The 24,589-nt window shown below is 65.0% G+C and carries 20 protein-coding genes; 15 read left to right on the top strand and 5 right to left on the bottom strand.

Going from position 1 to position 24,589, the window contains the following annotated elements; all coding sequences use genetic code 11:
* Positions 1-3: 3 nt before the first annotated feature.
* Complete coding sequence (locus MSIL_RS20600; protein ID WP_083772186.1) at positions 4-588, top strand: GIY-YIG nuclease family protein; 585 nt, start codon at positions 4-6, stop codon at positions 586-588.
* Positions 589-607: 19 nt separating this feature from the next.
* Here MSIL_RS20600 and MSIL_RS06840 read toward each other — a convergent pair whose 3' ends face one another.
* Together MSIL_RS06840 and MSIL_RS22175 are read right to left on the bottom strand one after the other, a co-directional pair.
* Positions 608-2,209 carry a S10 family peptidase gene (locus MSIL_RS06840; protein ID WP_012590371.1) on the bottom strand — a complete coding sequence of 534 codons (1,602 nt, stop codon included), beginning with the start codon at positions 2,207-2,209 and terminating at the stop codon, positions 608-610.
* Positions 2,210-2,396: 187 nt separating this feature from the next.
* Positions 2,397-3,953 carry a sensor histidine kinase gene (locus MSIL_RS22175; RefSeq protein ID WP_012590370.1) on the bottom strand — a complete coding sequence of 519 codons (1,557 nt, stop codon included), beginning with the start codon at positions 3,951-3,953 and terminating at the stop codon, positions 2,397-2,399.
* A 334-nt stretch (positions 3,954-4,287) separates the two neighbouring features.
* On the opposite strand from MSIL_RS22175, the gene MSIL_RS06830 reads away from it, so the two are divergent.
* The 5 genes from MSIL_RS06830 to MSIL_RS06805 all read left to right on the top strand — a co-directional run bounded on the left by MSIL_RS06830 (position 4,288) and on the right by MSIL_RS06805 (position 10,371).
* Complete coding sequence (locus MSIL_RS06830; protein WP_012590369.1) at positions 4,288-5,079, top strand: MBL fold metallo-hydrolase; 792 nt, start codon at positions 4,288-4,290, stop codon at positions 5,077-5,079.
* Positions 5,006-5,647, top strand: coding sequence for a uracil-DNA glycosylase family protein (locus MSIL_RS06825; RefSeq protein WP_041367709.1), 642 nt, complete (start codon positions 5,006-5,008; stop codon positions 5,645-5,647). The genes MSIL_RS06830 and MSIL_RS06825 overlap by 74 nt, the downstream gene beginning before the upstream one ends.
* Positions 5,648-5,842: 195 nt before the next feature.
* The gene (locus tag MSIL_RS06820) at positions 5,843-8,317 is read left to right on the top strand and encodes a caspase family protein (protein WP_012590367.1); all 2,475 of its coding nucleotides are present in this window, start codon (positions 5,843-5,845) and stop codon (positions 8,315-8,317) included.
* A 174-nt stretch (positions 8,318-8,491) separates the two neighbouring features.
* Complete coding sequence (locus MSIL_RS06810; RefSeq protein WP_012590366.1) at positions 8,492-9,661, top strand: Ppx/GppA phosphatase family protein; 1,170 nt, start codon at positions 8,492-8,494, stop codon at positions 9,659-9,661.
* Positions 9,658-10,371, top strand: a complete 714-nt coding sequence (locus MSIL_RS06805) for an RlmE family RNA methyltransferase (protein ID WP_012590365.1) — start codon at positions 9,658-9,660, stop codon at positions 10,369-10,371. Before MSIL_RS06810 ends, MSIL_RS06805 begins: the two co-directional genes overlap by 4 nt.
* Positions 10,372-10,375: 4 nt before the next feature.
* Here the strand turns inward: MSIL_RS06805 and MSIL_RS06800 are convergent, their stop codons facing one another.
* The gene (locus tag MSIL_RS06800; protein WP_012590364.1) at positions 10,376-11,794 is read right to left on the bottom strand and encodes an MFS transporter; all 1,419 of its coding nucleotides are present in this window, start codon (positions 11,792-11,794) and stop codon (positions 10,376-10,378) included.
* Positions 11,795-11,982: 188 nt separating this feature from the next.
* On the opposite strand from MSIL_RS06800, the gene guaB reads away from it, so the two are divergent.
* The 8 genes from guaB to MSIL_RS06760 all read left to right on the top strand — a co-directional run bounded on the left by guaB (position 11,983) and on the right by MSIL_RS06760 (position 22,230).
* On the top strand, positions 11,983-13,473 hold the full coding sequence (guaB, locus tag MSIL_RS06795) for an IMP dehydrogenase (protein ID WP_012590363.1): 1,491 nt from the start codon (positions 11,983-11,985) through the stop codon (positions 13,471-13,473).
* A gap of 377 nt (positions 13,474-13,850) precedes the next feature.
* Positions 13,851-14,240 carry an MAPEG family protein gene (locus MSIL_RS06790; RefSeq protein WP_012590362.1) on the top strand — a complete coding sequence of 130 codons (390 nt, stop codon included), beginning with the start codon at positions 13,851-13,853 and terminating at the stop codon, positions 14,238-14,240.
* Complete coding sequence (locus tag MSIL_RS06785) at positions 14,237-15,529, top strand: RsmB/NOP family class I SAM-dependent RNA methyltransferase (RefSeq protein WP_012590361.1); 1,293 nt, start codon at positions 14,237-14,239, stop codon at positions 15,527-15,529. Before MSIL_RS06790 ends, MSIL_RS06785 begins: the two co-directional genes overlap by 4 nt.
* A 219-nt stretch (positions 15,530-15,748) precedes the next feature.
* Positions 15,749-17,914 carry a malate synthase G gene (locus MSIL_RS06780; protein WP_012590360.1) on the top strand — a complete coding sequence of 722 codons (2,166 nt, stop codon included), beginning with the start codon at positions 15,749-15,751 and terminating at the stop codon, positions 17,912-17,914.
* Between the two features lie 102 nt (positions 17,915-18,016).
* Positions 18,017-18,388: a DUF779 domain-containing protein gene (locus MSIL_RS06775; protein ID WP_012590359.1), complete on the top strand. Its 372-nt coding sequence runs from the start codon at positions 18,017-18,019 to the stop codon at positions 18,386-18,388.
* 233 nt (positions 18,389-18,621) lie between these two features.
* Positions 18,622-19,662, top strand: a complete 1,041-nt coding sequence (locus MSIL_RS06770; RefSeq protein WP_012590358.1) for a potassium channel family protein — start codon at positions 18,622-18,624, stop codon at positions 19,660-19,662.
* An 82-nt stretch (positions 19,663-19,744) separates the two neighbouring features.
* Positions 19,745-20,893, top strand: coding sequence for a DUF3616 domain-containing protein (locus MSIL_RS06765; protein WP_012590357.1), 1,149 nt, complete (start codon positions 19,745-19,747; stop codon positions 20,891-20,893).
* Positions 20,894-21,144: 251 nt separating this feature from the next.
* Positions 21,145-22,230: a DUF3616 domain-containing protein gene (locus tag MSIL_RS06760; protein WP_012590356.1), complete on the top strand. Its 1,086-nt coding sequence runs from the start codon at positions 21,145-21,147 to the stop codon at positions 22,228-22,230.
* Positions 22,231-22,252: 22 nt separating this feature from the next.
* Here MSIL_RS06760 and MSIL_RS06755 read toward each other — a convergent pair whose 3' ends face one another.
* Positions 22,253-22,741, bottom strand: coding sequence for a hypothetical protein (locus tag MSIL_RS06755; protein ID WP_083772185.1), 489 nt, complete (start codon positions 22,739-22,741; stop codon positions 22,253-22,255).
* Positions 22,742-22,848: 107 nt separating this feature from the next.
* Here MSIL_RS06755 and MSIL_RS06750 point away from each other — a divergent pair, with 107 nt between their 5' ends.
* Positions 22,849-23,508, top strand: coding sequence for a phospholipase D-like domain-containing protein (locus MSIL_RS06750; protein WP_012590354.1), 660 nt, complete (start codon positions 22,849-22,851; stop codon positions 23,506-23,508).
* 2 nt (positions 23,509-23,510) lie between these two features.
* On the opposite strand, the gene MSIL_RS06745 is transcribed toward MSIL_RS06750, so the two are convergent.
* A complete protein-coding gene (locus tag MSIL_RS06745) occupies positions 23,511-24,575 on the bottom strand; it encodes an NAD(P)H-dependent flavin oxidoreductase (RefSeq protein WP_012590353.1) in 1,065 nt (354 codons plus the stop codon).
* Between the last annotated feature and the right edge of the window lie 14 nt (positions 24,576-24,589).

Here is a 24,589-nt window from a genome sequence, read left to right as displayed (position 1 = left end):
TTCTTGGCAATTGATCTTGTTTTTCGCCGCAAGGCCGTTCGCACGCTGGTCAATCAGATTGGCTGTTATGTTCTTTGCGATCTGGACGAAATACCAATTTATGTCGGCCAATCTGTAGACAGCATTAGAAGCAGGGTTAATAGGCATTTAACATCAGCGCGATCCGACATCATCGCGAATCGCCAGATTGACGTTTGGGAAATAGCTTGGGTATGGGCCTATCCCGTAATTAACAGAGCTGAGATCAACGAATTGGAACGTCATCTCTTTCACGAGTATCATGGCAAATCAGCGTTGATGAATGGAAAAGTCCCACCGAAACCGGCGGGTGTTGAAATAGTCACAAAACCTGCTCAAATTGTTCAGGTCATGTCTGATGCCGAGATTGCGGAGAAAAGAGATCCGGCACTCAGATTACCAAGACAAGCAGAACACTACTCGCAAATCGTAGGGCACTTCCTTGCCGTGAAGAATTCGAGAGAGATCGCAGGAGCTATGCAAGCGCATTTCGATAGGCTTAGGAAATATCACAGCGAGCTTCTCGGTCTGGCGACGTCTATCGAAGGCGATAACGGCGAAGAACATTGATCGACGGCATCGCCTCGACCTATTTCCCCTCGATCAATTTGCGCGCGTCGTCGCGCAGGGCGGCCCGGCCGCTTTCGCGGAGCCAGGGCATGTGGCCGCCTTCATAGATTTTGAGCGCGACGCGGCCGGGATCGCCGAAGGGCGGGATCTGGCCGATCAGCAGCTTTGAGGCGAAATAGGGCGTCACCAGATCGGTCAGCCCATGCACAATCAGCACGCGAAACTCCGCATCGATCGCGAGCGCCTGGCTGAGGTCGCTCAAGGACTGGTTCTTGCCGCGTCCGCCGTCCCAATTCCACTGGCGGCTCACGGATTCGTTCAGGATCTCGTAGCGCGCATCGACCGGCCAGCCGAGCTTTGTCGCCGTGAGGTTGGCCATAGCGCTGGCGAAAGGCGTTTTCGTCGCATCGAGCACCGGATCGGAAAAATTCGTGTCGGCGGCGTGCGGCGAGGGATCGAAGCCGGCTATCGTCATGTCGTAGCGGCTGAAGATTTTCGCTTCCGCGCGGCCCGCCTCGCGCGCAAAGCTCGACGGGTCCACCCGGCCGCCCAGGCGGCGGACAAAGGCGGGTTCGAGGCCGGTCAGGCGCGCGACCCCATCGACGATGCGGGTCAGGGCGGCGGGGTCGCGTTCCGAGCGCAAGAGGTCGGTCAGATAAGGCCCGGAGGCAAAACTCTCGACCTCGTCAAGCGCCTTGGCGTCCGCGGGCCTCAGGCCCCGCGCCGCGGCAGTAAGCGAGGGCAATTGGGTCATCACCGGCAAAGGGCTGTTGGCCGCTTCGAACCAGCTGAAATCGATAACCGGAGAGATCAGAATAATCCCCTTGATCCCGACGCCTTCGTTTTCCTGAAGGCGCCGGGTGAGTTTTGGCGCGCGAAAACCGCCGTAGCTTTCGCCGACGATGAATTTTGGGCTTTCGAGCCTTTGATTGGACGTCAGCCATTTGCGGATGACAACGGCGAGCGCCTCGATGTCGCCGTCGACCGACAGTAACTGACGCCGCGCGCCGTCGCCCTTGGCGAGGATGCGGCTATAGCCAGTGAGCGGCGGATCGATGAACACCAGATCGGCGAAATCGAGCCAGGTCTCGGCATTGCCGACGAGCGCGGCCGGGGCGGAGGGCGAGACCGGATCCTTGCCGAGATCGAGCCGCCATGGACCGAGGGCGCCGAGGTTGAGCCAGGCGGAGGCCGCGCCGGGTCCGCCGTTGACGACGAAGACCAAGGGACGTTTGGCCGCGTCCTGACCTTCGAGGCTGTAGGCGACAGTGGCGACGTCGGCCTGCGCCTCGCCGCTCTGCGCATCGCTGAGGCGGATCGCACCGGCGACCGCCTTGAAGCGCAGGGCGCGGCCCGGCAGGTCGACGCTTTGCCGCGTCGTCGCCGGCGGCGGGAGGGGGTGAGGCGGCGTCGTCGGCGCCGCGGTTGCGGGTTTTGACGCAGCGGCCGGGGCGGATTCCGCCTCCGCGCTCGGCGCAGGCGCGGCTTCTTCAGCCGCGGCGCTCGCCAGGAACGGCGCTGTGAAAAGGCGTGCCGCGGTGAGCGAGGCTGTCACAAGGGCGATAGCCAGTGCGGCAGGCGCGGCGGCTCGCCGAAGCGCTGCCGAAACGGTGCGGATCAAGGCCTCTCCTTGCTGTTTTTCCTGCAGCGCCGTCTTTGGCGCGCCATCGCACGCGCTTTATCAGCTTTTCGCGCGCCGATCCGCCCACAAAGGCGTTAAATCACGACGATTTTCGATGAATTATTTCCATTTGCCGGACGCGCGGATCGCAATCAGGCATCCCGTCGGAAAAAATCGGGCGCCCCGTTCAGGCGATCTGCTGCGCCTCGCGCCGGGCGCGGCGGCGCTGCCGCGCGGCGCCAAGGTCCAGGTCGAGGCCGGCGCCCGGCGGAATGATGCGGGAGGCCGGAAAGATCACGATCGCCTCGGCGCCTTCGCCGACGTTGGATTTCAGGATGAAAGTTCCCTCATGCAGCTCGACGAGTCCCTTGACGATCGGGAGGCCGAGGCCTGAGCCTTCCTCGGCGTTTTTGCGGGCGAGCGCGCCGCGGCCGAAGGACGACATGACGATCGGGATCTCCTCCTCAGGAATGCCGGGCCCTGAATCGCGTACGGCGAGATATTGGCCCCCGGCGGCGGTCCAGCCGATCCGGATCCGGACGCGGCCGCCCGGCGGAGTGAATTTGACAGCGTTCGAGAGCAAATTCAACGTCATCTGCCGCACGGCGCGCTCGTCCGCCCGAATGCGCGGCAGATCCGCCTCGATCGCCTCGGTGATCGTGACGCCGCGCTTCTTGGCCCGCAGCGCCAATAGATGATGGCAATCCTCGACAATATGGTCGAGCGCCACGGCCTCCTCTTTCAGCTCCAGCCGCCCGGCTTCGATGCGGGAGAGATCGAGAATCTCATTGATCAGCATCAGCAGATGATGGCCGCTGGCGTGAATGTCGTTCGAATATTCCTTGTAGGAGGCGACGATATGGGCCCCGAACAATTCGCCTTTCATGACCTCGGAGAAACCCAGGATGGCGTTGAGCGGCGTGCGCAGCTCATGGCTCATGGTGGCGAGGAAATGGGATTTGGCGAGGTTCGCCTCCTCGGCCCGACGCCGCGCCAGATCGCTGTTCGCCTTGGACTGCTCAAGTTCGGCGATGAGATCGTCCTTTTCAGCCTGGAAGGAGAGAGCCTCGAGGGCGCTGGCGTAGAGTTTCCGGGCGAGCATCAGGAAGCAGAGCTGCGCGCCGAAGCCGAGCACGATCATCTGCGCGGCGCCGTCGGCGAGATGCGGCGCCCCGAGCAGGCTCAGCATGGCGAGGGCGACAGGGGCCATGCCGCCGACCGCCGCCGCGGGAATCGACGGGCTGATGGTCGCGTTCATCGCGGCGACCAGGAGCCCCATCACCACCGCGCAGGCGAGCGCGGCGGGATCCTCCGCATGCCCGACCAGCGCCACGAGAAGCGCGAAAATGGCGCCTTGAATGGTTTCCGCGGCGATGAAATCGCGCCGCCAGCGCCGCGCTTCGGCGTGCGCGAGGTCTTGCTGCGGGAACCGGCGCGCAATGAGCTGCGTCAGAACCTGCGCCGCGAGGCTGATGCAGAGCCATGTCACGACGGCGTCGACCTCGATCCAGGTCAGCGCGATCGCTGCGAAAATCGCGCTGAGCGTGGCCATGGTGACGGCCGAGGACCGTCGTCCCTTGGCGAACAGGGCGAGCAGGGCGGCGTCGAAATCGCGCGGATCGAAAGTTGGCGCTTCGATTCGCTCAGCTGCTCCGGTAGCGCCATCGCGTCCTTCGCCTCTGAGGCGCCCGGGGGACAGCGGCGCCGGCGGGATGGCGATGAGATCTGCGGCGATTTCCGTCATTGCCGGGCGGTTCCGCTCGTCCTGTGAACCCTTGCGAACTGCCCGGCACTATGCCGCAAAGGCATTAAGGAGCGGCTCTCCGGATCATTCGCATTGTTTGCAGTCGAAGCTGGATCGAGGCTGGCCGAGCAACGGGCAAGCCCGGCGCAAGGGAGAAATGGAAAATCGAGCGGCAGGCGGCCGGCATGTGCGCCAGCGCACATTTCAATCGGGCGCAACCGATTAGTGTTTTTTCTTTCACTCTGCAGCGCGGCGCACGGACGGGTCCGGGAGCGTCGGCGCGGCTCGACGTCGTTCTCGCCGGCCAGGCCGCGCGCCGGCGACAGGACGGTTCATGAAAGTTACCATTGTTGGGTCGGGAGACGCCTTTGGCACCGGCGGCCGCGCGCACACCTGTTTCCGCATTGACTCGGCCGCGGGCGCGGCCATCGTCGATTTCGGTGCGAGTTCGATCGCCTCCTGGAAGAGGCTCGGCCTATCCTTCGACCAGATCGACGCCGTGGCGATCTCGCATCTGCACGGGGATCATTTCGGCGGCCTGCCTTTTTTGCTGCTCGACTGCCAATTTATCGAACGCCGCACGCGGCCTCTGCTGCTGATGGGGCCGCCGGGTTTTAGGGAGCGTCTGCGCCAGGCCTGCGATGCGTTCTTTCCGGGCGGCGCCAAAATGCAGTGGAGCTTTCCCTGGCGCGTCGAGGAGATCGCGCCGGGCGAGCCCGGCCAGCTCTGCGGCTTCGCGATCGAAACCTTCGCCGTCGTCCACTCCTCGGGCTCCGCTTCGGCGGGCGTTCGGCTCAGCGACGGCAAGTCCGTCTTCGCCTATTCGGGCGACACCCAATGGACGGAGGCGCTGTTCGACATTTCCACCAACGCCGATCTCTTTCTCTGCGAATGCTATTCGGGCGACGCCGCCGTTCCGTATCATATGGACTGGCCGACGCTGAAGGCGAAGCTGCCGCGTTTTTCGGCAAAGCGCATCGTCGTCACCCATATGAGCGCGACAGCTCTGGCGCGGCGCGCCGATATGGAGCGGGAGGGGCTGACGGTCGCCGATGACGGACAAATCTTCTGCCTCGAGCCTCTCAGCGATCGCGCAGCGAATCAGAGCGTGTCGGCTATGCCTTGATTCGCCGCGGGGCGCCGTGCTGCCGCATGAACCGCGGCCAGTTCTGCGGGTCTCCGGCTCGGCGCGGCTTCTGATCGCGAGCCAGGCGCCGGGCATTCGCGTGCATCAAAGCGGCCTGCCCTTCAACGACGCCTCGGGCGACCGCCTGCGACTATGGATGAATGTGTCGCGCGACGCCTTCTATGACGAGAGCCGCATCGCGATCGCGCCGATGGGCTTTTGCTTTCCCGGCCATGGGCCGGCCCGCAGCGATCTGCCGCCGCGCCCGGAATGCCGCGCGCTCTGGCACGACGAATTGTTCGCGGCGATGGGGCAGGTCGATTGCGTGCTGGCGATCGGCCGCTATGCGCAGGATTACCACTTTGCGCGTCTTGGCCGTCCCTTGCCCAAGGGAGCCCGGCTCGACGAGATCGTGCGCCGCTGGCGCGAGTTCGCCGGGTCCGCGCCAAAAATCATCGCCCTGCCGCATCCGTCCTGGCGCAATAGCGGTTGGCTGAAGCGCAATCCCTGGTTCGACGCAGAGGTTCTGCCGGCCCTGCGCGAGGAAGTTGCGCGGTTGATCGCGTGACGGCGCCGCAGGACTTTCCAGACGCATAATCTGTCCTGCGCATTCAGCCAATGTTCAGCCGCAATGCTTCTTTCTAACGAAGGCCGGAGCAAGAGGCCGAAAGTCCTTGATTCTGTAGTATCGACGAATGGCGCTCCTGCAGCGAAGGCGCCAATAGTTAAGACCCGCCGCGAACCTCTTTCCTTGGGAAAGCCAATGCTCAGATCCGTCCTGACGGGACTCCTTGTAGCCGCTTTGACGCTTTGCCTTGGCCCCGCCAGGCCGGCGCGAGCCCAGAGCGGGGGCGCGCGGCTGGCGCTCGTCATCGGCAACGCCCAATATGCCGCGCCGCTCGCGACCGCGGCCAATGACGCGGGGCTTGTCGCCGAAACTCTGCGCGGCGCCGGTTTCGATGTCACGGGCGCCGCCAATCTCGACCAGGAATCGCTGCGTCGCGCCTTTCGCGACTTTCTCGAAAAGGCGAGTCAGGCGGGGCCGAACGCCATCGTCTTCGTCTATCTCGCCGGTCGAGGCCTTCAATATGAAGGCGAAAACTATTTCGTCCCGATCGACGCCGTGATTTCGCGCGAGGGCGATGCGGCGTTGCAGGCGGTCCGGGTCTCGGACCTGACGCGCGGGCTTGCCAGCCTGCCGCTGCGCGCCCGCATTGTCGTGCTCGACGCGGCCCGCGCCAATTCCTACGCCGCCGGCGGACACATCGCAGGCGGCCTTGCTCTCGTCGACGCCGACCCCGGCGCGCTCTACGCCTTCAACGCCGCGCCCGGCACGATCGCGCCGGACGAGCCGGGGCCCTATGGCGCCTATGCACAGGCGCTGTCGGAATTGCTGCGGCAGGGCGGCGCGCCGATCGACGTCGTCTTTTCGCAGGTCCGGCTGCGCGTCAACGAGGTGACAAAGGGGGCGTTCGCGCCCTGGGACGCCGCGAATATTTCGCCGCCGCTGATTTTGCTGGAAGGCGCGCCGAACGCCCCGCCGGTTGCGGAAAATTACGCGGCGCTTCAGGCGCGCCCGATGCGCTCTTTTCCGACGCCGGGCGAGGCTTACGCCGCGGCGCTCGAACGCGATACGATTGACGGATACCAGGAATTCCTGAGCCTTTATCCGAAGGACCCGCTGGCCCGCCGGGTACGCGCGCTGGTCGCGGCGCGGCGTGAGGCGATCACCTGGCGGCGCGCGGTGTCCGCCAATTCGGCCGACGCCTATTGGAGCTACATGCAACGCTATCCGAAAGGCCCGCATTATTATGACGCGCGGCGCAGGCTCTCGATCATCGCCGCGCCCGTCGAGCCGCCGCCGGCCTTCGACGTCTATGATTTCGGCGGACTGCCGCCGCCGCCTCCGATCGAATATGAGATCATCGATGGTCCGGTGGTGATCTTTGACGCCGGCTATCCACCGCCTCCGCCGCCGCCGCTCTATTTTCTGCCGCCGCCGCCGGTCGAATTCATCAGCCTGCCGCCGCCGCCCCCGCCGCAGGGCTTCGGATTCCTGCCGATTCCCATTCCGATTCCCATTCCGTTCGGACGCTACAACGGTCCGGCCGGGCGCTTCGATCAGCCGGATTTCGGTCATCGGCAGGGCGGCGCGGGATTTGGAGGCGCGGGAGGACCGGGTGGAGGGCAGGCGGGAGGACCGGGGGGTCAACCGGGCCAGCCCGCGCAGCCGGCGCCCGGCCAACCGCTGCCTGGTCGACCCCTGCCTGCTCAACCGCTGCCCGGCCAGCCGGCGCCGGGTCGTCCCGGTCAAGGAGGGCCGCCGATCCATGGCTTGCCGGGTCCCGGCGGCCCGCATCAGCCGCCTGGTCCCGGCGCTCCAGTTCAAAGCCAGCCTGCGCCAGGTCAACCCATCTCAAGTCAACCCATCCCAGGCCAATCCGTCCCCGGACAGCCGGGGCAGGGCGGTCCTGGAAAGCGAGGGCGCCACGGTCAGCCGGGCGCCGCTCCCGGCGGCCCGCTGGCTCCAACTCCCCCGGGATCGCCGGGCGCGGCGGTTTCAGCGCCGGGGGGCGCAGCGACGCCGCCCGATCATGCCTTGCCGGCAGGAAATAATCTGCCTCCGCTGCCCGCGGGCGGTCACAAGCCGCGGGGTCCAGGCGGCGCGGTGAAGCCGGGCGCCGTTGGCGCTTCGCCGGGCGCTATCGGCGCAGAGCCGAATCCCGTCGGCGCAGCTCCAAGGGGCGGCGGGCGTCCGCAACGGCGCCCCGGCCAGCCCCCGGCGGTTCTGCAGCCGGCGCCTTCCGATGCGGTTCCTGCTGCCCCGAGGCCCGGCGGGGCGCCAAGACCGGGACGGCCCGCTACGGAGCCCGGGGACCGGCTCGCGCCGCCCGCGCAAAGGCCTCAGGCGCCGCCCATGGAAAGGCCGCCGGCGGCCCGACCGCAGCCTGCTCCGCAGCAGATGCAGCAGCCGAGGCCTCAGCCTCAACAGATGCAGCAGCCGAGGCCCCAACCTCAGCAGATGCAGCAGCCGAGGCCCCAACCTCAACAGATGCAGCAACCGAGGCCCCAACCTCAGCAAATGCAGCAGCCGAGGCCCCAGCCTCAGCAAATGCAGCAGCAGCCGAGGCCTCAACCGCAACAAATGCAGCAGCCAAGGCCGCAGCCGCAACAAATGCAGCAGCAGGGCAAGCCGGCCGGCAAACCTCCGGCCAAGCCAGGCGAGGAAAATCACTGATGAGGAGCCGCCAAGCTCCGTCATTGCTGAGCGGCGCCCGCAAAAGGCGCAATTGCCTCGGAAATGACGGCGCTTGGCGTTTGATCAAGCGATTGTTACAGTGGGAATTATGCAACGGAGCCGCCCTTGTCGTTCCGGCGTAGAGATTGCGCGGATGGCGCATGGGAGCGCGTAGTGAGAGCAGGAGATCGCGCCGACCCGGATTTTTCGCGCATCGACGCCGCGGCGGACTCGGCTTTGCGGGGTGAGGATTGCCGCCCGCCGCGCGAGGACCATGCGCCCGAGCCTTGCGCCAAGCGGCGCGAGAGAGACGGCCATGTCTACGCCGCGCTTGATCTCGGCACCAATAATTGCCGCCTCCTGATCGCCCGGCCGCTGCCGTCGAAGCATGGCGACGCCGGATTTCGCGTGATCGATTCCTTCTCCCGCATCGTGAGGCTCGGAGAAGGGCTGTCGGTTAGCGGCCGGCTCAGCGCCGACGCGATCGAGCGGACAATCGACGCTCTCGATATCTGCCGGCAGAAGATGCTGGCGCGCGGCGTGACCCGCGCCCGGCTGATCGCGACCGAAGCCTGCCGCGCGGCGCAGAACGGAGCCGATTTCCTGCGCCGCGCGCGCCTCGAAACGGGGCTCGACCTCGAAATTGTCGATCGCGAGACGGAGGCCCATCTCGCCGCTGCGGGTTCGGCTTCGCTCGCCGACGCTGCGGCCGCCAGCGTCGTGCTGTTCGATATCGGCGGCGGCTCGTCCGAAATCGTCTGGCTCGGGCAGGCCTGTCGCGGCGATGCGTCGGCCGACAAGCCAGCCGAAACGCCGCTGCGCGAACGGGTGCGCTTCTGGGTCTCGCTGAAACTCGGCGTCGTCACTCTGGCCGAGCGGTTCGGCGGCCTCAATGTCTCCGGGGCGACCTTTGACGCCATGGTCGAACATGTCTCCGGCGAATTGCAGGATTTCGTCGCGATGGTGGGAGCGGAGCAACGCTGCGGCCGGTTTCATCTGCTCGGCACGTCGGGCACCGTGACGACCATCGCCGGCGTCTTCCTCGGTCTGTCGCGCTATGATCGCCGCCGGGTCGACGGCCTGTGGATGTCGAGCGAGGAGGTCAGCGGCGCCATCGCCTCTCTGCGCAACATGACCTATGACGAGCGCGCCATGAACGGCTGCATCGGCGTCGGCCGCGCCGATCTGGTGCTCGCTGGCTGCGCCATTCTCGAAGCGATCCGGCGCTCCTTTCCGGCCGAGCGGGTGCGCATCGCAGACCGCGGCTTGCGCGAAGGCATTTTGATGCAATTGATCGATGAGGATCTGGCCCGCGACCGGGCGGTCGAGCGGGCCGCCGGATGAGCGGCGCAAGTTCGGGCCGCGAAGGCGGACGGTCCCTCAAAACCCGCGTGAAGACCGCGCGCAAGCGCACCCTGTCCTCGACGCTCTGGCTGCAGCGGCAATTGAACGATCCCTATGTGGCGCAGGCCAAGCGCGAGGGGTTTCGCTCCCGCGCCGCCTATAAGCTCATTGAGATCGACGACCGCTTCCATTTTCTAAGACCGGGTCAGAAAATCATCGATCTTGGCGCTGCGCCAGGCGGCTGGTCGCAGGTCGCAGCCGTCCGGACCGGGGCCGCCCAGGGCGAGGGACAAACCGGCAGGGCTCGAATCATCGGCATCGACCTATTGCCGATCGAGACGCTGCCCGGCGCCGAATTCAAGGTGATGGATTTTCTTGAACCCGAGGCGCCCCGCCTGCTGACCGAGTGGCTGGGGGGCAAGGCCGACGTCGTGCTGTCGGACATGGCCGCGAACGCCACCGGCCATAAGAAAACCGACCATCTGCGCATTGTCGGGCTGGTCGAGCTCGCTGGCGATTTCGCCTGCGAGGCGCTCGCCCCCGGCGGCGCCTTTCTGGCGAAAGTGCTTCAGGGCGGCACGGAGAATGTGCTTCTCGCGAAGCTGAAGCGCGATTTCGCCGTCGTGCGCCACGTCAAGCCGCAGGCGAGCCGGGCCGATTCCTCGGAGCTTTATGTGCTGGCGACGGGATTTCGCGGCCACGCGTCATAAGACGTCAATGCGCGGTCTCCGCGTCGCCGCCCGAGCGCGACGGCCGCGTGTTGAGTTCAGCGCCCGCATCCGCCGGCAGGCGGATGAAAACCGCCGCCGAGGCGACGCCAAGCAGGCCCATCATCAAAAAGGCGAAGGTGAAGCTCCCCGGCGAAAATACCCCGGCGCCCGGATGAAGATGGGCCCAGCCCTGCAGCGCCGCGGCGCCGGCGGCGATGCCAAGGCTCAGCGACAATTGCTGGATTACCGAGGAGAAGCTGACCGCCCGGCTCATATCGGCCGTGTCGATCTCGGCATAGGCGATCGCGTTGAGCCCCGTGAACTGGAGCGAATTGACAAAGCCGCTGACGAGCAGGACGCCCATCATCAAAAACGTCGGAGTGGCCGGCGTGAAGAAGCCATAAGTCATGAGCAGAAGGCCGCTTGCGAGCGCCGCCCGGACAAGCACGCTGCGGAAGCCAAAGCGGCGCAGGATCGGCGCGGCAGTCGTCTTCATCAAGAGCGCCCCGGCCGAGGCGATGAAGGTGACCGAGCCGGATTGGAAGGCGCTATAGCCGAAGCCGACCTGAAGCATCAGCGGCAGCAGAAACGGCAGCGAGCCGATGCCGACCCGGAACAATGCGCCGCCGAGGACGCTGGCGCGAAATGTTTGCAGCCGCAAGAGCTTGAGGTCGAGCAGGGGCGCGGCGGCGCGCCGGGCGTGGACGAGGTAGCCGACGAGCGCCGCGGCCCCGACGCCGATCAGGGCGGCGATCACGGTCTCCGAGGCGAGGCCGCCGCCGGCCGCCGCGAGGCCGAAGAGGACGGCGGAAAGGCCGACGCCGGACAGGATGAAGCCGAGGACGTCGAGTGGGCCGGGATTTTCTTCCCGAACGTCCTCGACGAAGATCGAGGCGAGGACGATTCCGAGGACGCCGATCGGCGCGTTGATCCAGAAAATCCAACGCCAATGAAAATAGGTGGTGATGAAGCCGCCGAACAAGGGTCCGACTACGGGGCCGAACAGGGCCGGGACGGTCAGATAGGAGAGCGCGCGCACAAGATCGCCGCGTTCGATCGAACGCATCAGCAAGAGCCGGCCGACCGGCACCATCATGGCGCCGCCGAGGCCCTGCGCAAGGCGGCCGAGCACGAGCTCCGGCAATGTTCCGGCGAGCCCGCAGCCGATCGAGGCGAGCGTGAAGATCGCGATCGCCAGCCGGAACACCAGCCGCGCGCCATAGCGGTCGGCGACCCAGCCGCTCGCCGGAATGAACACGGCGAGCGACACGAGATAGGAGGTCAGCGCCAGCTTCAGCGAGATCGGATCTTCGCCGAGATCGGCGGCGATCGCCGGCAGCGAGGTGGCGATGACGGTGGAGTCGAGCGTCTCCATGAAGAGCGCGCAGGCGACGATCAGCGCTGTGACGGCGTAGCGGGGCATGCGGCTCCGAAGCAGGTTTTGTGGCGCTTATAGGCGTGTTTGCGCGCCGCCGCCAAACCCGCTTCGCTTTGCGCCCGGCGATCAACGTGCTATGAGCCGCCCGCAACTCTGGTCGACTCAAGCGCGGACCGCGGGCGCATTTTCGCGGGACTGTCGCTGCTTCGCCGGCAATTCAAGGAGTTGACAGATTGACCTCGATCAAGCGCCCATCGCTCAACGAAGCCTTTACATTCGACGACGTCCTGCTGCTGCCGGGCCATTCCGAGGTGATGCCGAGCGGCGTCGATCTCAAGACGCGGCTCGCCTCGACGATCACGCTTAATTTGCCGGTGATCTCCTCGGCAATGGACACGGTGACGGAGGCGCGGCTGGCGATTGCGCTGGCGCAGGCGGGCGGGATCGGCGTCATCCACCGCAATCTCGAGCCGGCCGAACAGGCCGAGGAAGTGCGCAAGGTCAAGCGCTACGAGAGCGGCATGGTGGTCGATCCGATCACCATCTTCCCCGACGAAACGCTCGCCGACGCGCTGGCGCTGATGCGCCGCCACGAGATTTCCGGCATTCCCGTCGTCGAGAGAAGCCCGGCCGGCAAGCCGGCGCGGCTCTGCGGCATTCTGACCAATCGCGACGTGCGCTTCGCCGATAATCCGTTGGAGCCGGTCTCCAATCTGATGACCAAGGAGATCATCACGGTTCGCGAGGGGGTGAGCCAGGACGAGGCGCGCCGGCTGCTGCACCAGCACCGCCTCGAAAAGCTCGTCGTCGTCGACGATGATTTCCGCTGCGTCGGCCTCGTCACCGTCAAGGACATGGAAAAAGCGACGCTGCATCCGCTCGCCTCGAAAGACTCCGAAGGGCGGCTTCGCGTCGCCGCCGCCTCGACGGTTGGCGACAAGGGTTTCGAACGCGCCGAAATGCTGGTCGACGCCGGCGTCGACTGCATCGTGATCGACACGGCGCATGGCCATTCGCAGGCGGTGCTGGATCAGGTTTTGCGCGTGAAGCGCATCTCGAACAAGGTTGCGCTGATCGCCGGCAATGTCGCGACCGCCGATGGCTGCAAGGCGCTGATCGACGCGGGCGCCGACGGCGTGAAGGTCGGCATCGGCCCGGGCTCCATCTGCACGACGCGGATCGTCGCCGGCGTCGGCGTGCCGCAGCTGACGGCCATCATGGATTGCGCCGAAGCGGCGCGCGCCCAAAACATTCCCGTGATCGCCGATGGCGGCATCAAATATTCCGGCGATCTCGCCAAGGCCATCGCGGCGGGGGCGGACACCGTCATGATCGGCTCGCTATTCGCGGGCACCGACGAGAGCCCCGGCGAGGTCTATCTCTATCAGGGCCGCTCGTTCAAATCCTACCGCGGCATGGGCTCCGTCGGGGCGATGTCGCGCGGCTCCGCGGACCGTTATTTCCAGCAGGATATCAAGGATCATCTAAAGCTCGTGCCGGAGGGCGTCGAGGGCCAGGTGCCTTACCGCGGGCCGGTCGGGGCGATCGTGCATCAGCTTGCCGGCGGCCTTCGCGCCGCCATGGGTTATGTCGGCGCGCGCGATATCGTCACCTTCCAGTCGCGGGCGCAATTCGTGCGCATCTCGGCGGCGAGTCTGCGCGAAAGCCATGTCCATGACGTCGCCATCACGCGCGAAAGCCCGAATTACCCGACCGGCGGCTGAGCGATCTCAACACAATCCACGCTTTAGGGTCGTTAAAATGGCTATAAACCCACTTAGCGTTAAATCTCCTAGGAGCAGATTGGAAAACGTGAACGTAATTCACGTTGTTCCTGACTGGTCCCTAGCCATCGGTATTTGGGATAAAAAAAAGCGGGTCCTATTGGTGCGATGGAACGGCGACGCGGAATATCGTTTAGGCAACCCTGTATCTAGTGGCTACCCGACTTGGTTCGTTCTGCCTGAGGAATTTAATGATGGCTTACTTGCCTTGGTAAACGATCCAAATCGGTCAAGTGCAGAGTCTTGGCTCGACGGGGGTCCTCTGGGTCCTTTAGATATTCCTGCAATCGACCCAGCTCACTTCACGTCATAAATGCATGTCGATTCAATCCATCCTCCTGCCCGTCTTCGTCGAGGTGGCGTTGATCTTTGCGCTCTGCCTGTGGATGATTGCGGCGCGTCACGGCAAGCCCGCGGACCCGTCCGAACCGGCGCCCGCAAAACTCATCGCCGATAGCTTTTCCAACCAGTTCGAGATCCCGGTTCTGTTTTTCGCGCTCATTCCGCTGGCGATTTTGACCCGCAAGGCCGATGTTCTGTTCGTCGTCATGTCGTGGATTTTCGTGTTGTCGCGGCTCGCCCATGCGGGCGTTCACACGACGTCGAATCGTCAGCCGCACCGGGGCGCGCTCTGGCTGCTTGGCGTTGTGACGCTCGCCGTCATGTGGATTGTCTTTGCGGTCCGCATTCTCTTGGCGCCGCTATGATCCCCGGGGCGCGCGTCGCCGCGGCGATCGAGATTCTGGACGATATCGAGACGCTCCGGCGGCCAGCCTCGGACGCCCTGAAGGATTGGGGCCTCGGCCATCGTTTCGCGGGGTCGAAAGACCGCTCGGCGATCGCCTCCCTCGTGTTCGACGCGCTGCGCAAGCGGGCCTCGAGCGCCTTCCTTATGGATGACGGCGCCTCGCGCGGGATCATGCTCGGCGCGCTGCGTCTCGCGCGTGGCCTGTCCGATGAAACCATCGAGGCTTTGTTTACGGGGGAAGGCCATACGCCGGCGCAGCTGACCAGCGCCGAGCGCGACCGGCTGAAGACGGGCGATCTTGAGGGGGCTCCGGCGCATGTCGCCGGCGATTTTCCCGATTGGCTGGAGCCTGCCCTTGCCGCCGCTTTCGGCGACCGGCTGATCGCGGAGACCGCCGCGCTCGCCGAACGCGCGCCGCTCGATCTCCGCGTCAACACATTGAAGGGCGAGCGCGACAAGGCGCTGGCGCGTCTTGCCCGCCTTCACGCGGCGCCGACGCGCTTTTCGCCGGTCGGACTGCGGCTCCCGCTGACCCCGGATGGACGCAATCCATCCCTGGCCGGCGAGCCGGATTACATCAGGGGCCGCGTCGAAATTCAGGATGAAGGCTCGCAGCTCGCGGCGCTGCTCTGCGCGGCGTCGCCCGGCGAGCAGGCGCTTGATCTTTGCGCCGGCGGCGGCGGGAAGGCGCTCGCGCTCGCCGCGATGATGCAGAACAAGGGGCAGATCTACGCCAGCGACGACGAAGGACGCCGGCTGGCGCCGATCTATGCCCGGCTCGCACGGGCCGGCGCGCGCAATGTGCAGGTTCGCCCTCCGCGCAAGGGCGAGGATTTTCTTGCCGATCTCGAAGGGCGCTGCGATCTTGTGTTGATCGACGCCCCTTGCACCGGGATCGGCGCCTGGCGGCGCAACCCAGACGCCAAATGGCGGATCCGGCCGGGCGCGCTGGAGCTGCGCATGGCCGAGCAGGATCAACTGCTCGCCGAGGCCTCGCGCTTTCTAAAGCCTCAGGGTAGAATTGTGTACGTCACCTGCTCGCTGCTGCTGGACGAGAATGAAGAACGCGTCGCGGCGTTTCTTGCCGGACACGCTGAGTTCCGCCCTGTGCCGGCGCAAGCGATGGCGGAGCGCGCCGGTCTGCCCGAGCTTTCCGGCTTCGCCTCGACGCGCGGGCCGGGACTTCGGCTCTCGCCAGCGTCAAGCGGGACGGATGGATTTTATGTCGCCATGCTAGAGCGTGGCTGATGCAGGGGGATTTTTAACGCGGTGAAATTCCGCGCGGAGGATTAGACCAAAAGGCCTATATCTTGGGCGCTTCCTTGCGTCTATTTGCGAGGGCTGGCGCCTGCCTTGCTTTATTCTCGCTCTGGACGCAGGGCATCGGCGCGCGCCTGTCCCGCCGCACCGCAACGCCGCCGCGAGACGTGCGAGGCAGGGCGCTCAACTCGAGGAAACGAGAGGCTCATGGCTTACGCGCAGATCGGACCGATAAGCGTCGACACGGCTTTGCGGGATTTCGTCGAGACCGACGTGCTGCCGGGGACAGGCGTCAAGGCGGACCAGTTCTGGACCGGCCTTGCCGGGCTGATCGAGGATTTCGCTCCGCGCATCCGGGCGCAATTGCGCTTCCGCGACGAGCTTCAATCCAAGATCGACGCCTATCACAAAATCTACGCCGCAAGATCTTTCGACATGGCCGGCTATGAGGCGTTCCTGCGCGAGATCGGCTACATTGTCCCCGAGCCGCCGGATTTTGCCATCCGCACCGAAAATACGCGCGAGGTCGCGCGCGTCTCGGGTCCTCAGCTTGTCGTTCCCGCCTCGAATGCGCGCTTTGTTCTCAACGCGGCCAACGCCCGCTGGGGCAGCCTGTTCGACGCGCTCTACGGCTCCGACGTCATACCGGAAACGCCAGGCGCCGAACGCGGCAAGGGCTACAACAAGGCGCGCGGCGCGCGCGTCATTGAATATGCGCGCAACCTGCTCGACGAGCTGGTCCCGCTGTCCAAGGGCAGCCACAAGGACGTCATCAGCTACAAGGTCGCCAACGGCGAACTCGTCGCCGAACTCGACAATGGGCTTGAGACGCGGCTGAAGCATCCTGGCCGTTTCGCCGGCTGGCGGAGGACTGGCCCCGGCTCCTTTGTCGTGCTGCTGCGCCAGCACGGCCTGCACATCGAACTCGACATTGATCCCGTCAGCCTTGTCGGCTCGGAAAGCAAATCCGGCCTCGCCGACGTCATTCTCGAAGCGGCGCTCAGCGCCATCGTCGACCTTGAGGACAGCGTCGCCGCGGTCGACGCGCAGGACAAGGTCGACGTCTATCGCAACTGGCTCGGCCTGATGAAGGGCGAACTGTCGGCGACGCTCGAGAAGAAGGGCCTGTTGATCGAACGGCGGCTCAATCCCGACCGCGTCTATACCGATCGCGACGGCGCCCCCATGGCCCTGCACGGACGCAGCCTGCTTCTCGTGCGTAATGTCGGTCATCATGTGCGCACCGACGCCGTGCTCGATGCGGACGGTCATGAGGTTCCCGAGACCATCGTCGACGCCGCCGTCACCGCGCTGATCGGCATGCATGACGTCAAGGGCGCGGGTCCGATCCACAACAGCCGCAGCGGCTCGATCTACATCGTCAAACCCAAGATGCACGGGCCGGATGAAGTGGCTCTCGCCAATGATCTGTTCGGCCGGGTCGAGGATATGCTGGGCCTCGATCGCTTCACGCTCAAAATGGGCATCATGGATGAGGAGCGGCGCACCACGGTCAATCTGAAGGCCTGCATTTTTGCCGCCGCCGACCGAGTGTTCTTCATCAATACCGGCTTCCTCGATCGCACCGGCGACGAGATCCACACCTCGATGGAGGCGGGTCCGATGATCCGCAAGGATGAGATCAAGGGGACGCCCTGGATCGCGGCCTATGAAAACAACAATGTGGATATCGGGCTCGCCTGCGGATTGCCGGGCCGAGCGCAGATCGGCAAGGGCATGTGGGCTGCGCCCGACAACATGGCCGAAATGGTCGCCAAGAAAATCGCCCATCCGCTGTCGGGCGCCAACACCGCCTGGGTGCCTTCGCCGACCGCGGCGACGCTGCATGCGCTGCATTACCATCGCGTCGACGTCGCCATGCGTCAGGCCGAGCTGCGCAAGCGCCCGCGCGCCAAGCTCACCGATATTCTGACGATCCCGCTGGCCAAGACCAATTGGGCGCCGGACGACATCAAGCAGGAGATCGAAAACAACTGCCAGGGCATTTTGGGCTATGTCGTGCGCTGGGTCGATCAGGGCATCGGCTGCTCCAAGGTGCCGGACGTCCATGACGTCGCCCTGATGGAGGATCGCGCGACGCTGCGGATCTCGAGCCAGCACATCGCCAACTGGCTGCGCCATGACATCGTGACGAAAGAGCAGGTGCTGGCCGCGTTGAAAACCATGGCCGTCGTCGTCGACCGGCAGAATGCGGGCGATCCGCTGTATGGGCCGATGGCGCCGAATTTCGACGGGCCGGCGTTTAAGGCGGCGCTCGATCTCATCTTCAAGGGCCGCGAGGAGCCGAACGGCTACACGGAAGGGTTGCTCGCCTCCTGGCGGCGCGAAGCGAAAGCTATGCAGGCGTCCTGATTTTGGCGCTCAGCGCCGGGCTGGCGTCGCGGGCTCGCGATGTTATGCTTGCGGACGGGAAGCTGTTTCAGACGGCGGGCATGATGGGAAGGGAGCGCCAGGATGGTCGAGCGGGTCGTTGCGACGGACGAAGCCATCGAGATGATCGGCCGCCTCAAGGCGGTGCACGGCGATCTGCTGTTCCATCAATCCGGCGGCTGCTGCGACGGCAGTTCACCGATGTGCTACCCGCTTGACGAATTCAAGACCGGCAAGAGCGACGTCAAGCTCGGCGCGATCGCCGGCTGCCCCGTCTTCATCGGCGCCGAGCAGTTCGAACTCTGGTCTCATACCCAGCTGATCATCGACATCGTCAAGGGCCGCGGCGCGGGCTTCTCTCTGGAATCGCCAGAGGGGGTTCGTTTCCTGACGCGCGGCCATGTTTTTACCGATGACGAAACCGCCGGCCTCGCCCCGATCGAGTCCGCGGCCTGAGCGCAAAAAAACCTTCCTTCGCAAGCGGCGCTGTTTTTGCTAAAGCTCGGCGGCACTTCCGACCCACCATCGGGTAACGCCAGCTTGGCCCTTTTTTCCGCCCTGGAGCCTGTTCCGATCAGATTGGATCGAGCTGATCGAGAAGAATACGCTCCAGCTCCTGAATCTGGACCGATTTCCTGTCGAGCGACTGATTTCTTTCGATCGGAAAGCGGTCTCGCGCCGCCTCAGCCATGAAATGGCTCTCCAACTCGCTGGCGCGAAACCTTATCCTTGGCGTCGTCTTTGTGGTGATCGTCGCGGCGCTCGGCGTCATCGGCTACATGCACAATGGCTGGAGTTTCGGCGACTCCCTGTTCATGGTGGTGCTGACGATCTTCACCGTCGGCTATGAAGAAGTCCACCCACTCGATACGATCGAACTGCGCGCGCTGACGATCGGACTGATCGCGCTCGGCTGCACCGGCATGATCTACCTGACCGGCGCGATTGTGCAGTTCATCACGCTGACGCAGATCCAGCAGATGTTGGGGCTCACCCGTATGAACAAGCAAATCGAAACTCTCTCCGACCACGTCATTGTCTGCGGGTTCGGAAGAACGGGCGCGATGCTCTCGAAAGAGCTTAAAGCCGGCAAGGCGAAATTCGTCGTCATCGAGCCCAATCCGGAGCGTTGCGCCGAGGCGCGCGAACTCGGCTATCTCTGCGTCCACGCCGACGCCGCCGACGAGGCCGCCCTGAAGCAGGCCGGCATCGAGCGGGCGCGCGCGCTCGCGACCGTCGTCTCCTCCGATCCCGTCAATGTCTTCATCACTCTGAGCGCGCGCAGCCTCAACGGCGCGGTGCAGATCATCGCGCGCGGCGAGGAGCCGTCGACCGAGCGCAAGCTGCTGCAGGCCGGGGCGGATTCGGTGATTTTGCCGGCGCATATCGGCGCCGAGCAGATCGCCTCGATGATCCTGTTTCCCTCGATCGCCGGCGTCATCCAGTCGCCCGAGCGGCGCCGGCAAATGGATCTTGATCTCCGCACGCTCGGGCTCGAACTCGAGGTGGTCGTCGCAGCCGAGGGGAGCGTCTTCACCGGGCTGACGGTCGAGGAGATCGAAAGCAAGGCGGAACGGAGCTTCTTCATCATCGCCGTGGAGCAGGCGGGCAGCCAGAAGGCCGAGCGTCCGCTTCCAGGGACGCGGATCGTCGCCGGCGACGGGGTGACGATTCTGGGCCGCGCCGGGCGCGCCAATATCCTCAATAAATTCGCCGAAGCGGCGCATTAACGCCAAGAATCTGTTTGCGCCGCGCGCGCATCATGCGAATCTGAACGCCGAGCATTCGCTGCGCGTCACGGAGCCTTCCTGCATGTCGAAGATGGCGGCGGCCTTTGCGGCTTTGCTCGCGCTTGTCGCGGCGTCGCAGTGCGCCCGTGCGGCGGACGCCGCAGCGCTCGCTCCGGCGCGGCAGATCGCCGTCGCAGGCGAATTCATCAATGACAAGGGCAAGGTCTCGCGCGATCTCAGCGGAATCGCGTGTCAGCCGGAGCTGGCCGGACGCCGGATCTGCGTCGTTATCGACGATCAGAGCCGCTTCGCTCAAGTCGCTTTTCTTGAGCAGGGCGCGCTGCGGGCCGGCCCGCGCATAAAACTGATCGCGGAGGAAAGCAGGGCGACGATCGTCGGCTCTTCTCCGACGACGGCGCAATGCCCGAAGGACGACGACAAATTCAAGGACCTTGACGGCGAGGGCGTCGCCTACGCCGCTCCCTATTTCTATGTCGTGGGGTCGCACGGATGTTCGCGCCATTCCGGCAAGTTCACGCCGTCCGCCTTCATCACCGTGCGCTTCCGCCTCAACACGTCGGGCGACCTTGTCGACGGGGACGGGAAGCCCGGCCTCGACGCCTCTGCCCCGAACACGAGCGTCGAGGCGACCTACCGCCTGTCGGACGCCCTGGCCGCCGCAGATTCCGTCGGCTCGAGCTTTGGCCGCGTGCTGAACGGGCACGGCGGGAGAACCGATGGGCTGAATGTCGAGGGCCTCGCCGTCATTGACGGGATGCTTTATGCCGGCGCGCGCGCGCCCTCCGTTGACGGCGACGCCTTTGTCATTGGCGCAAAAATCGCCGATCTGTTTGCGCCGGGCGCGAATCGCATTCCGTTGCAGATCTTCGATATTTCATTGGCTTTGGGGAAAAATACAGGGATCAGGGATCTTGCCGCGCTGCCCGGCGGCAAGCTGCTGATCCTCGCCGGGCCGACGCAGGACGATCCCGCGACGCCCTACAGCCTTTTCCTGGCGTCCCAGCTGCTGACCGGCCGCGCCACGGCGACGCCGGTCGCCCGGCTGGAGGACGTCCTCACAACGGATAAAGACGGTCGACCGATGCGGGCCAAAGCCGAGGCCGTGCTGCCGATTGCGTTGTCCGAAGGCGAACTTCGCACGATCGTCTTGTTCGACGGGCCGGCAAACGGCGCGCCGGCGGAATATCGCGCGCCAATTCCGCAGGATTAGGGAATGGTCCGATACGATTTCGATCGGTCCGCTTGGCTATGCCACAATAGATACAGGCGATGGGCGCTTGTTGAGCCTTGAAGGCGATCAAGAACGAACTGCGAAGACACCGTTCGGGCCGGAGGGGCCGCGCCAACATCCGCAATAAATTCGCCGAGGCGGCGCAATGAAAGCAGCTGTTGTCCTGGCGCGCAGGCCTTGCGCAGGACTTCGAGCGGGCGCAAAATTGTATTTTTGTTCGGGAGGGCGCGATGTTCAAGGCGTCTGTGTTTTTGGCTGCGGTGTGCATGCTGGCCTCAGCATCGGCGCTTTGCGCCGAAGCTGATGGACAGATCGTAAGCGGCAAAGAAATTAACGTTGACGGCAAATTCGTCAAGGGCGGAGACGGCGAGAAGCCCTCGCACGATCTCAGCGGGATCGCCTGCCGCCGCGAGAACGACAGTCGGCGCCGTTGCGTCGTGATCGACGACCAGGGCCTTTTCGCGCAGACGGCTATCCTCGAAGATCATGAGCTCAAGCCAAAAGACCCCGTCGAACTGATCTTCAAAACGAAAGAAGTTTACGGTGTCGCCCCTAAAGCCGGATGCCCGGATGTCGGCTTCAAGGATCTCGACGGTGAGGGCGTCGCCTATGACGGCGATTATTTCTATGTCGTCGGCTCGCACGGCTGTTCGCGTAAGAACAACGAGTTCTCCCGGTCGGCCTTCATCACGACGCGCTTCCGGCTTGATGCATCAGGCAAAGCTGTCGAGCCCGCCGAGGCGACCTATCGGTTGTCCGACGCGCTCAAGAAGGCGGATAACGTCCGCAATTTTTTCGGTAAAAACCTGAAAGACGAAAACGGACTAAACATTGAAGGCGTCGCCGTCGTCAACGGAATGCTCTATGCCGGGGCGCGGGCTCCTTCCCTCGGCGGCAAGGCCTTCATCGTTGCGGCCAAGGTCAGCGACCTTTTCGCGCCGGGGCCTTTGGAGGGCTCTTTCGATGTGCGGGAGATTACCCTGGATCTTGGCGAAGGCGTGGGGATCAGGGATCTCGCGCTCCTTTTGGACGGGCGCCTTCTTGTTCTCGCGGGGCCGGCCCAGGACCAGGACACGCTGTTCAGCCTCTATGCGGTAACGCTTCCCGAGGCGTCTGGGCCGGCGAAAAAAAAGTCCATCGCGTCGCTCGAGGATTTACCCTTCGCGAAGGACGGAGACGGAGATATGAAAAGGCCCAAGGCCGAGGCCGTGCTGCCGCTTGATGAGTCCGGCGGCAAGCTGCGTGCGCTGGTCCTGTTCGACGTGCCGAAGAACGGGAGCCCGCGCGAATATCGCGCGACCCTCCCGCCTCCATAAAACCCGCGCGCCGGCGGCCCCCTTACCTGCCGTCGCGCTTGGCCTGCATGTTCTTCGTGTGCTGGCTGACCGCGCCGAGCTTGGCGCGATTGCGCTGCTTCGTCGCCTTGCTGTCGGAGGGGCGCATGCCCTCTCCGGCGGTCCGGGTGGCCGGCCGGCGCGCGGACTCGGCTTCGCGCCTGCTGCGCAAGGCGAGAGCGCGCTGCGCGCTGTCTTTCATGGCTTCCCGCGCGGCTTTGCCCTCGCGCCGCGTGGTCTCGCCATTGATCCGCTTCATGGCGGCGGCGAGCAAATCGCGCTTGCCGCGCGATCCGGTGTCATCGGCGGCCGGGCGCGCGCCTTTCGCCGCCGCCTTGCCGCGCATCTCGCGCCGCTGCCGCGCGGCGATATCGCGGGCGCGGTCGCGCCTTTCGCGCACGAGCGTCCTCAATTTGGCGAGTTCTTCGTCGCTCAAGGCGCCGAGCGCGGGATGATGCGTTGATGCGACTAGAGCGACCTCGTCAACGCTCAATACTTGTCGCTCGTAGCGAATTCCGCGTCCCAAGATTTTCTCCAGCAATTCTTAAAGGTTGTGGTTGAGTGTATGTTCTCGTTGAAAGCGAATCGGCAGGACGATAGATGCGTGTTTCGCACGGGCAGTTTCGGACAGGCTTGTTCAGCAGTGAGGGGCGCACGGCTTTTATTCATCGCCGTCGCTTCGCCAGCGCGTTGCTCGCCGGCTTCGTCCTTGTCGCGATCGCCGTCGCCGCCCCCGAATCCTCGCCAATCCCGCGCGGCGCCACGTCGATCCATTACGCGCCAGCCGAGAATCTGGAACGTATCGACGTCGCCCTAATCGATCAAGCGCAGCGCGAGATCGACATGGCCGCCTATGTGCTGACCGACTGGCCCGTGATGCAGGCGCTGAGCCGCGCCGCGCGCCGCGGCGTCAAGATCCGCATCTATCTCGATTACGGCCGGATTGGCCAGCGCGATCCGAGCGCGCCCTTCATGGATCTCCTCGACAATCCCGACATCGAGATCGGCCTGAAACGCGCCGGCGCGCCGCTGATGCATCTGAAAAGCTACCAGATCGACGGCGCCATTTTGCGCACCGGAGCGGCGAATTTCTCGGCCTCGGGTCTGAAGAAGCAGGACAATGATCTGATCATCGTTGAAAATCCGGCTGCCGCGGCCGAATTCAAGCGGCGCTTCGAGGAGATTTTTGCCGGAAGCGAGCCGCTGCCGGCCGAAGCGCATGACCGGCGCATGAAGTTTTTCGAAGCCGGGACCGGATAGGCTCAACCTCGCAGCGCTTCTTCCAGCTCGCTGCGAAGCGATCTCATCAGCTCCGCCGCCGGCACGGCGCGGGCGAGCGGCGCGCCTTGACCCGCCCATTGCGCGCCGTAACCGCCGTGATTTTTGGCCTTTGCCGCGGCGTTGAGCGCCTTGCCGGCGTCATAAGCGATCGGATAGTCGGGGCGGGGCGCATCCGCGATCTCTTCGCCGAAGCGGGTAAATTCATTGGCGAGGCAGCGCGCCGGCCGGCCGGAAATGGCCGAGGTCATGATCGTATGCGATGCGCTCGGGCTGAACAGCGCGGCGCGATAGGCCGCGTCGGCATTCGATTCCGGGCATCCGATAAACGCCGTGCCGAGCTGCGCGGCGGCCGCGCCAAGCTTCAATGCGGCCGCGACGCCGGCGCCATCCATGATCCCGCCCGCCGCGATGACCGGCGCATCGAGCCGCCGCGCCAGCAGGCGGGTCAGCGCAAGCGTTCCGAGCCTGTCGTCGGGGGCGGCCGGATCGAACACGCCGCGATGGCCGCCAGCCTCGAAACCCTGTGCGACAATCGCATCCACCCCAGCCGCGACCGCGGTTTCGGCTTCTTTGAGGCTGGTCGCCGTCGCAAACAGCGTCGCGCCGATGGCGCGCAGCGCTTCGATGCGGTCGCCGTCGGGCAATCCGAAATGAAAGCTGACGACCTTTGGCCGCGCTTCCAGCAGCGCCGCCAGCATGGCGTCGTCCGCGACGAAGCTCGTGTATGGCTCCTGCAGCTCCTGCAGCGGCTCGGCGCCGAACGCTTCGAAGCGTGGGGCGAGACGGCGCAGCCACGCCGTCTCCCGCTCACGGTCCCGCCGCGCCGGAGCGTGACAGAACAGATTGACGTTGAAGGGCCGGTTGGTCGCCGCGCGAGTCGCCGCAAGCATGGCGCGCGCGCTGGCGGCGTCGCTCGCGCCAAGCCCAATGGAGCCGAGACCGCCGGCATTGGAGACGGCTGCGGCCAGTTGCGGCGTCGAGGTCCCCGCCATCGGCGCCTGAATGATGGGAAGATCGATCTGAAGATTCTGCAAGAATGAATTCAACGCTTCGCTCCGGC

The organism is Methylocella silvestris BL2 (genome assembly GCF_000021745.1).
Lineage (GTDB): Bacteria > Pseudomonadota > Alphaproteobacteria > Rhizobiales > Beijerinckiaceae > Methylocapsa > Methylocapsa silvestris.
Note: the sequence above shows the minus strand (reverse complement) of the source record. Positions and strands in the feature narration are given on the sequence as shown.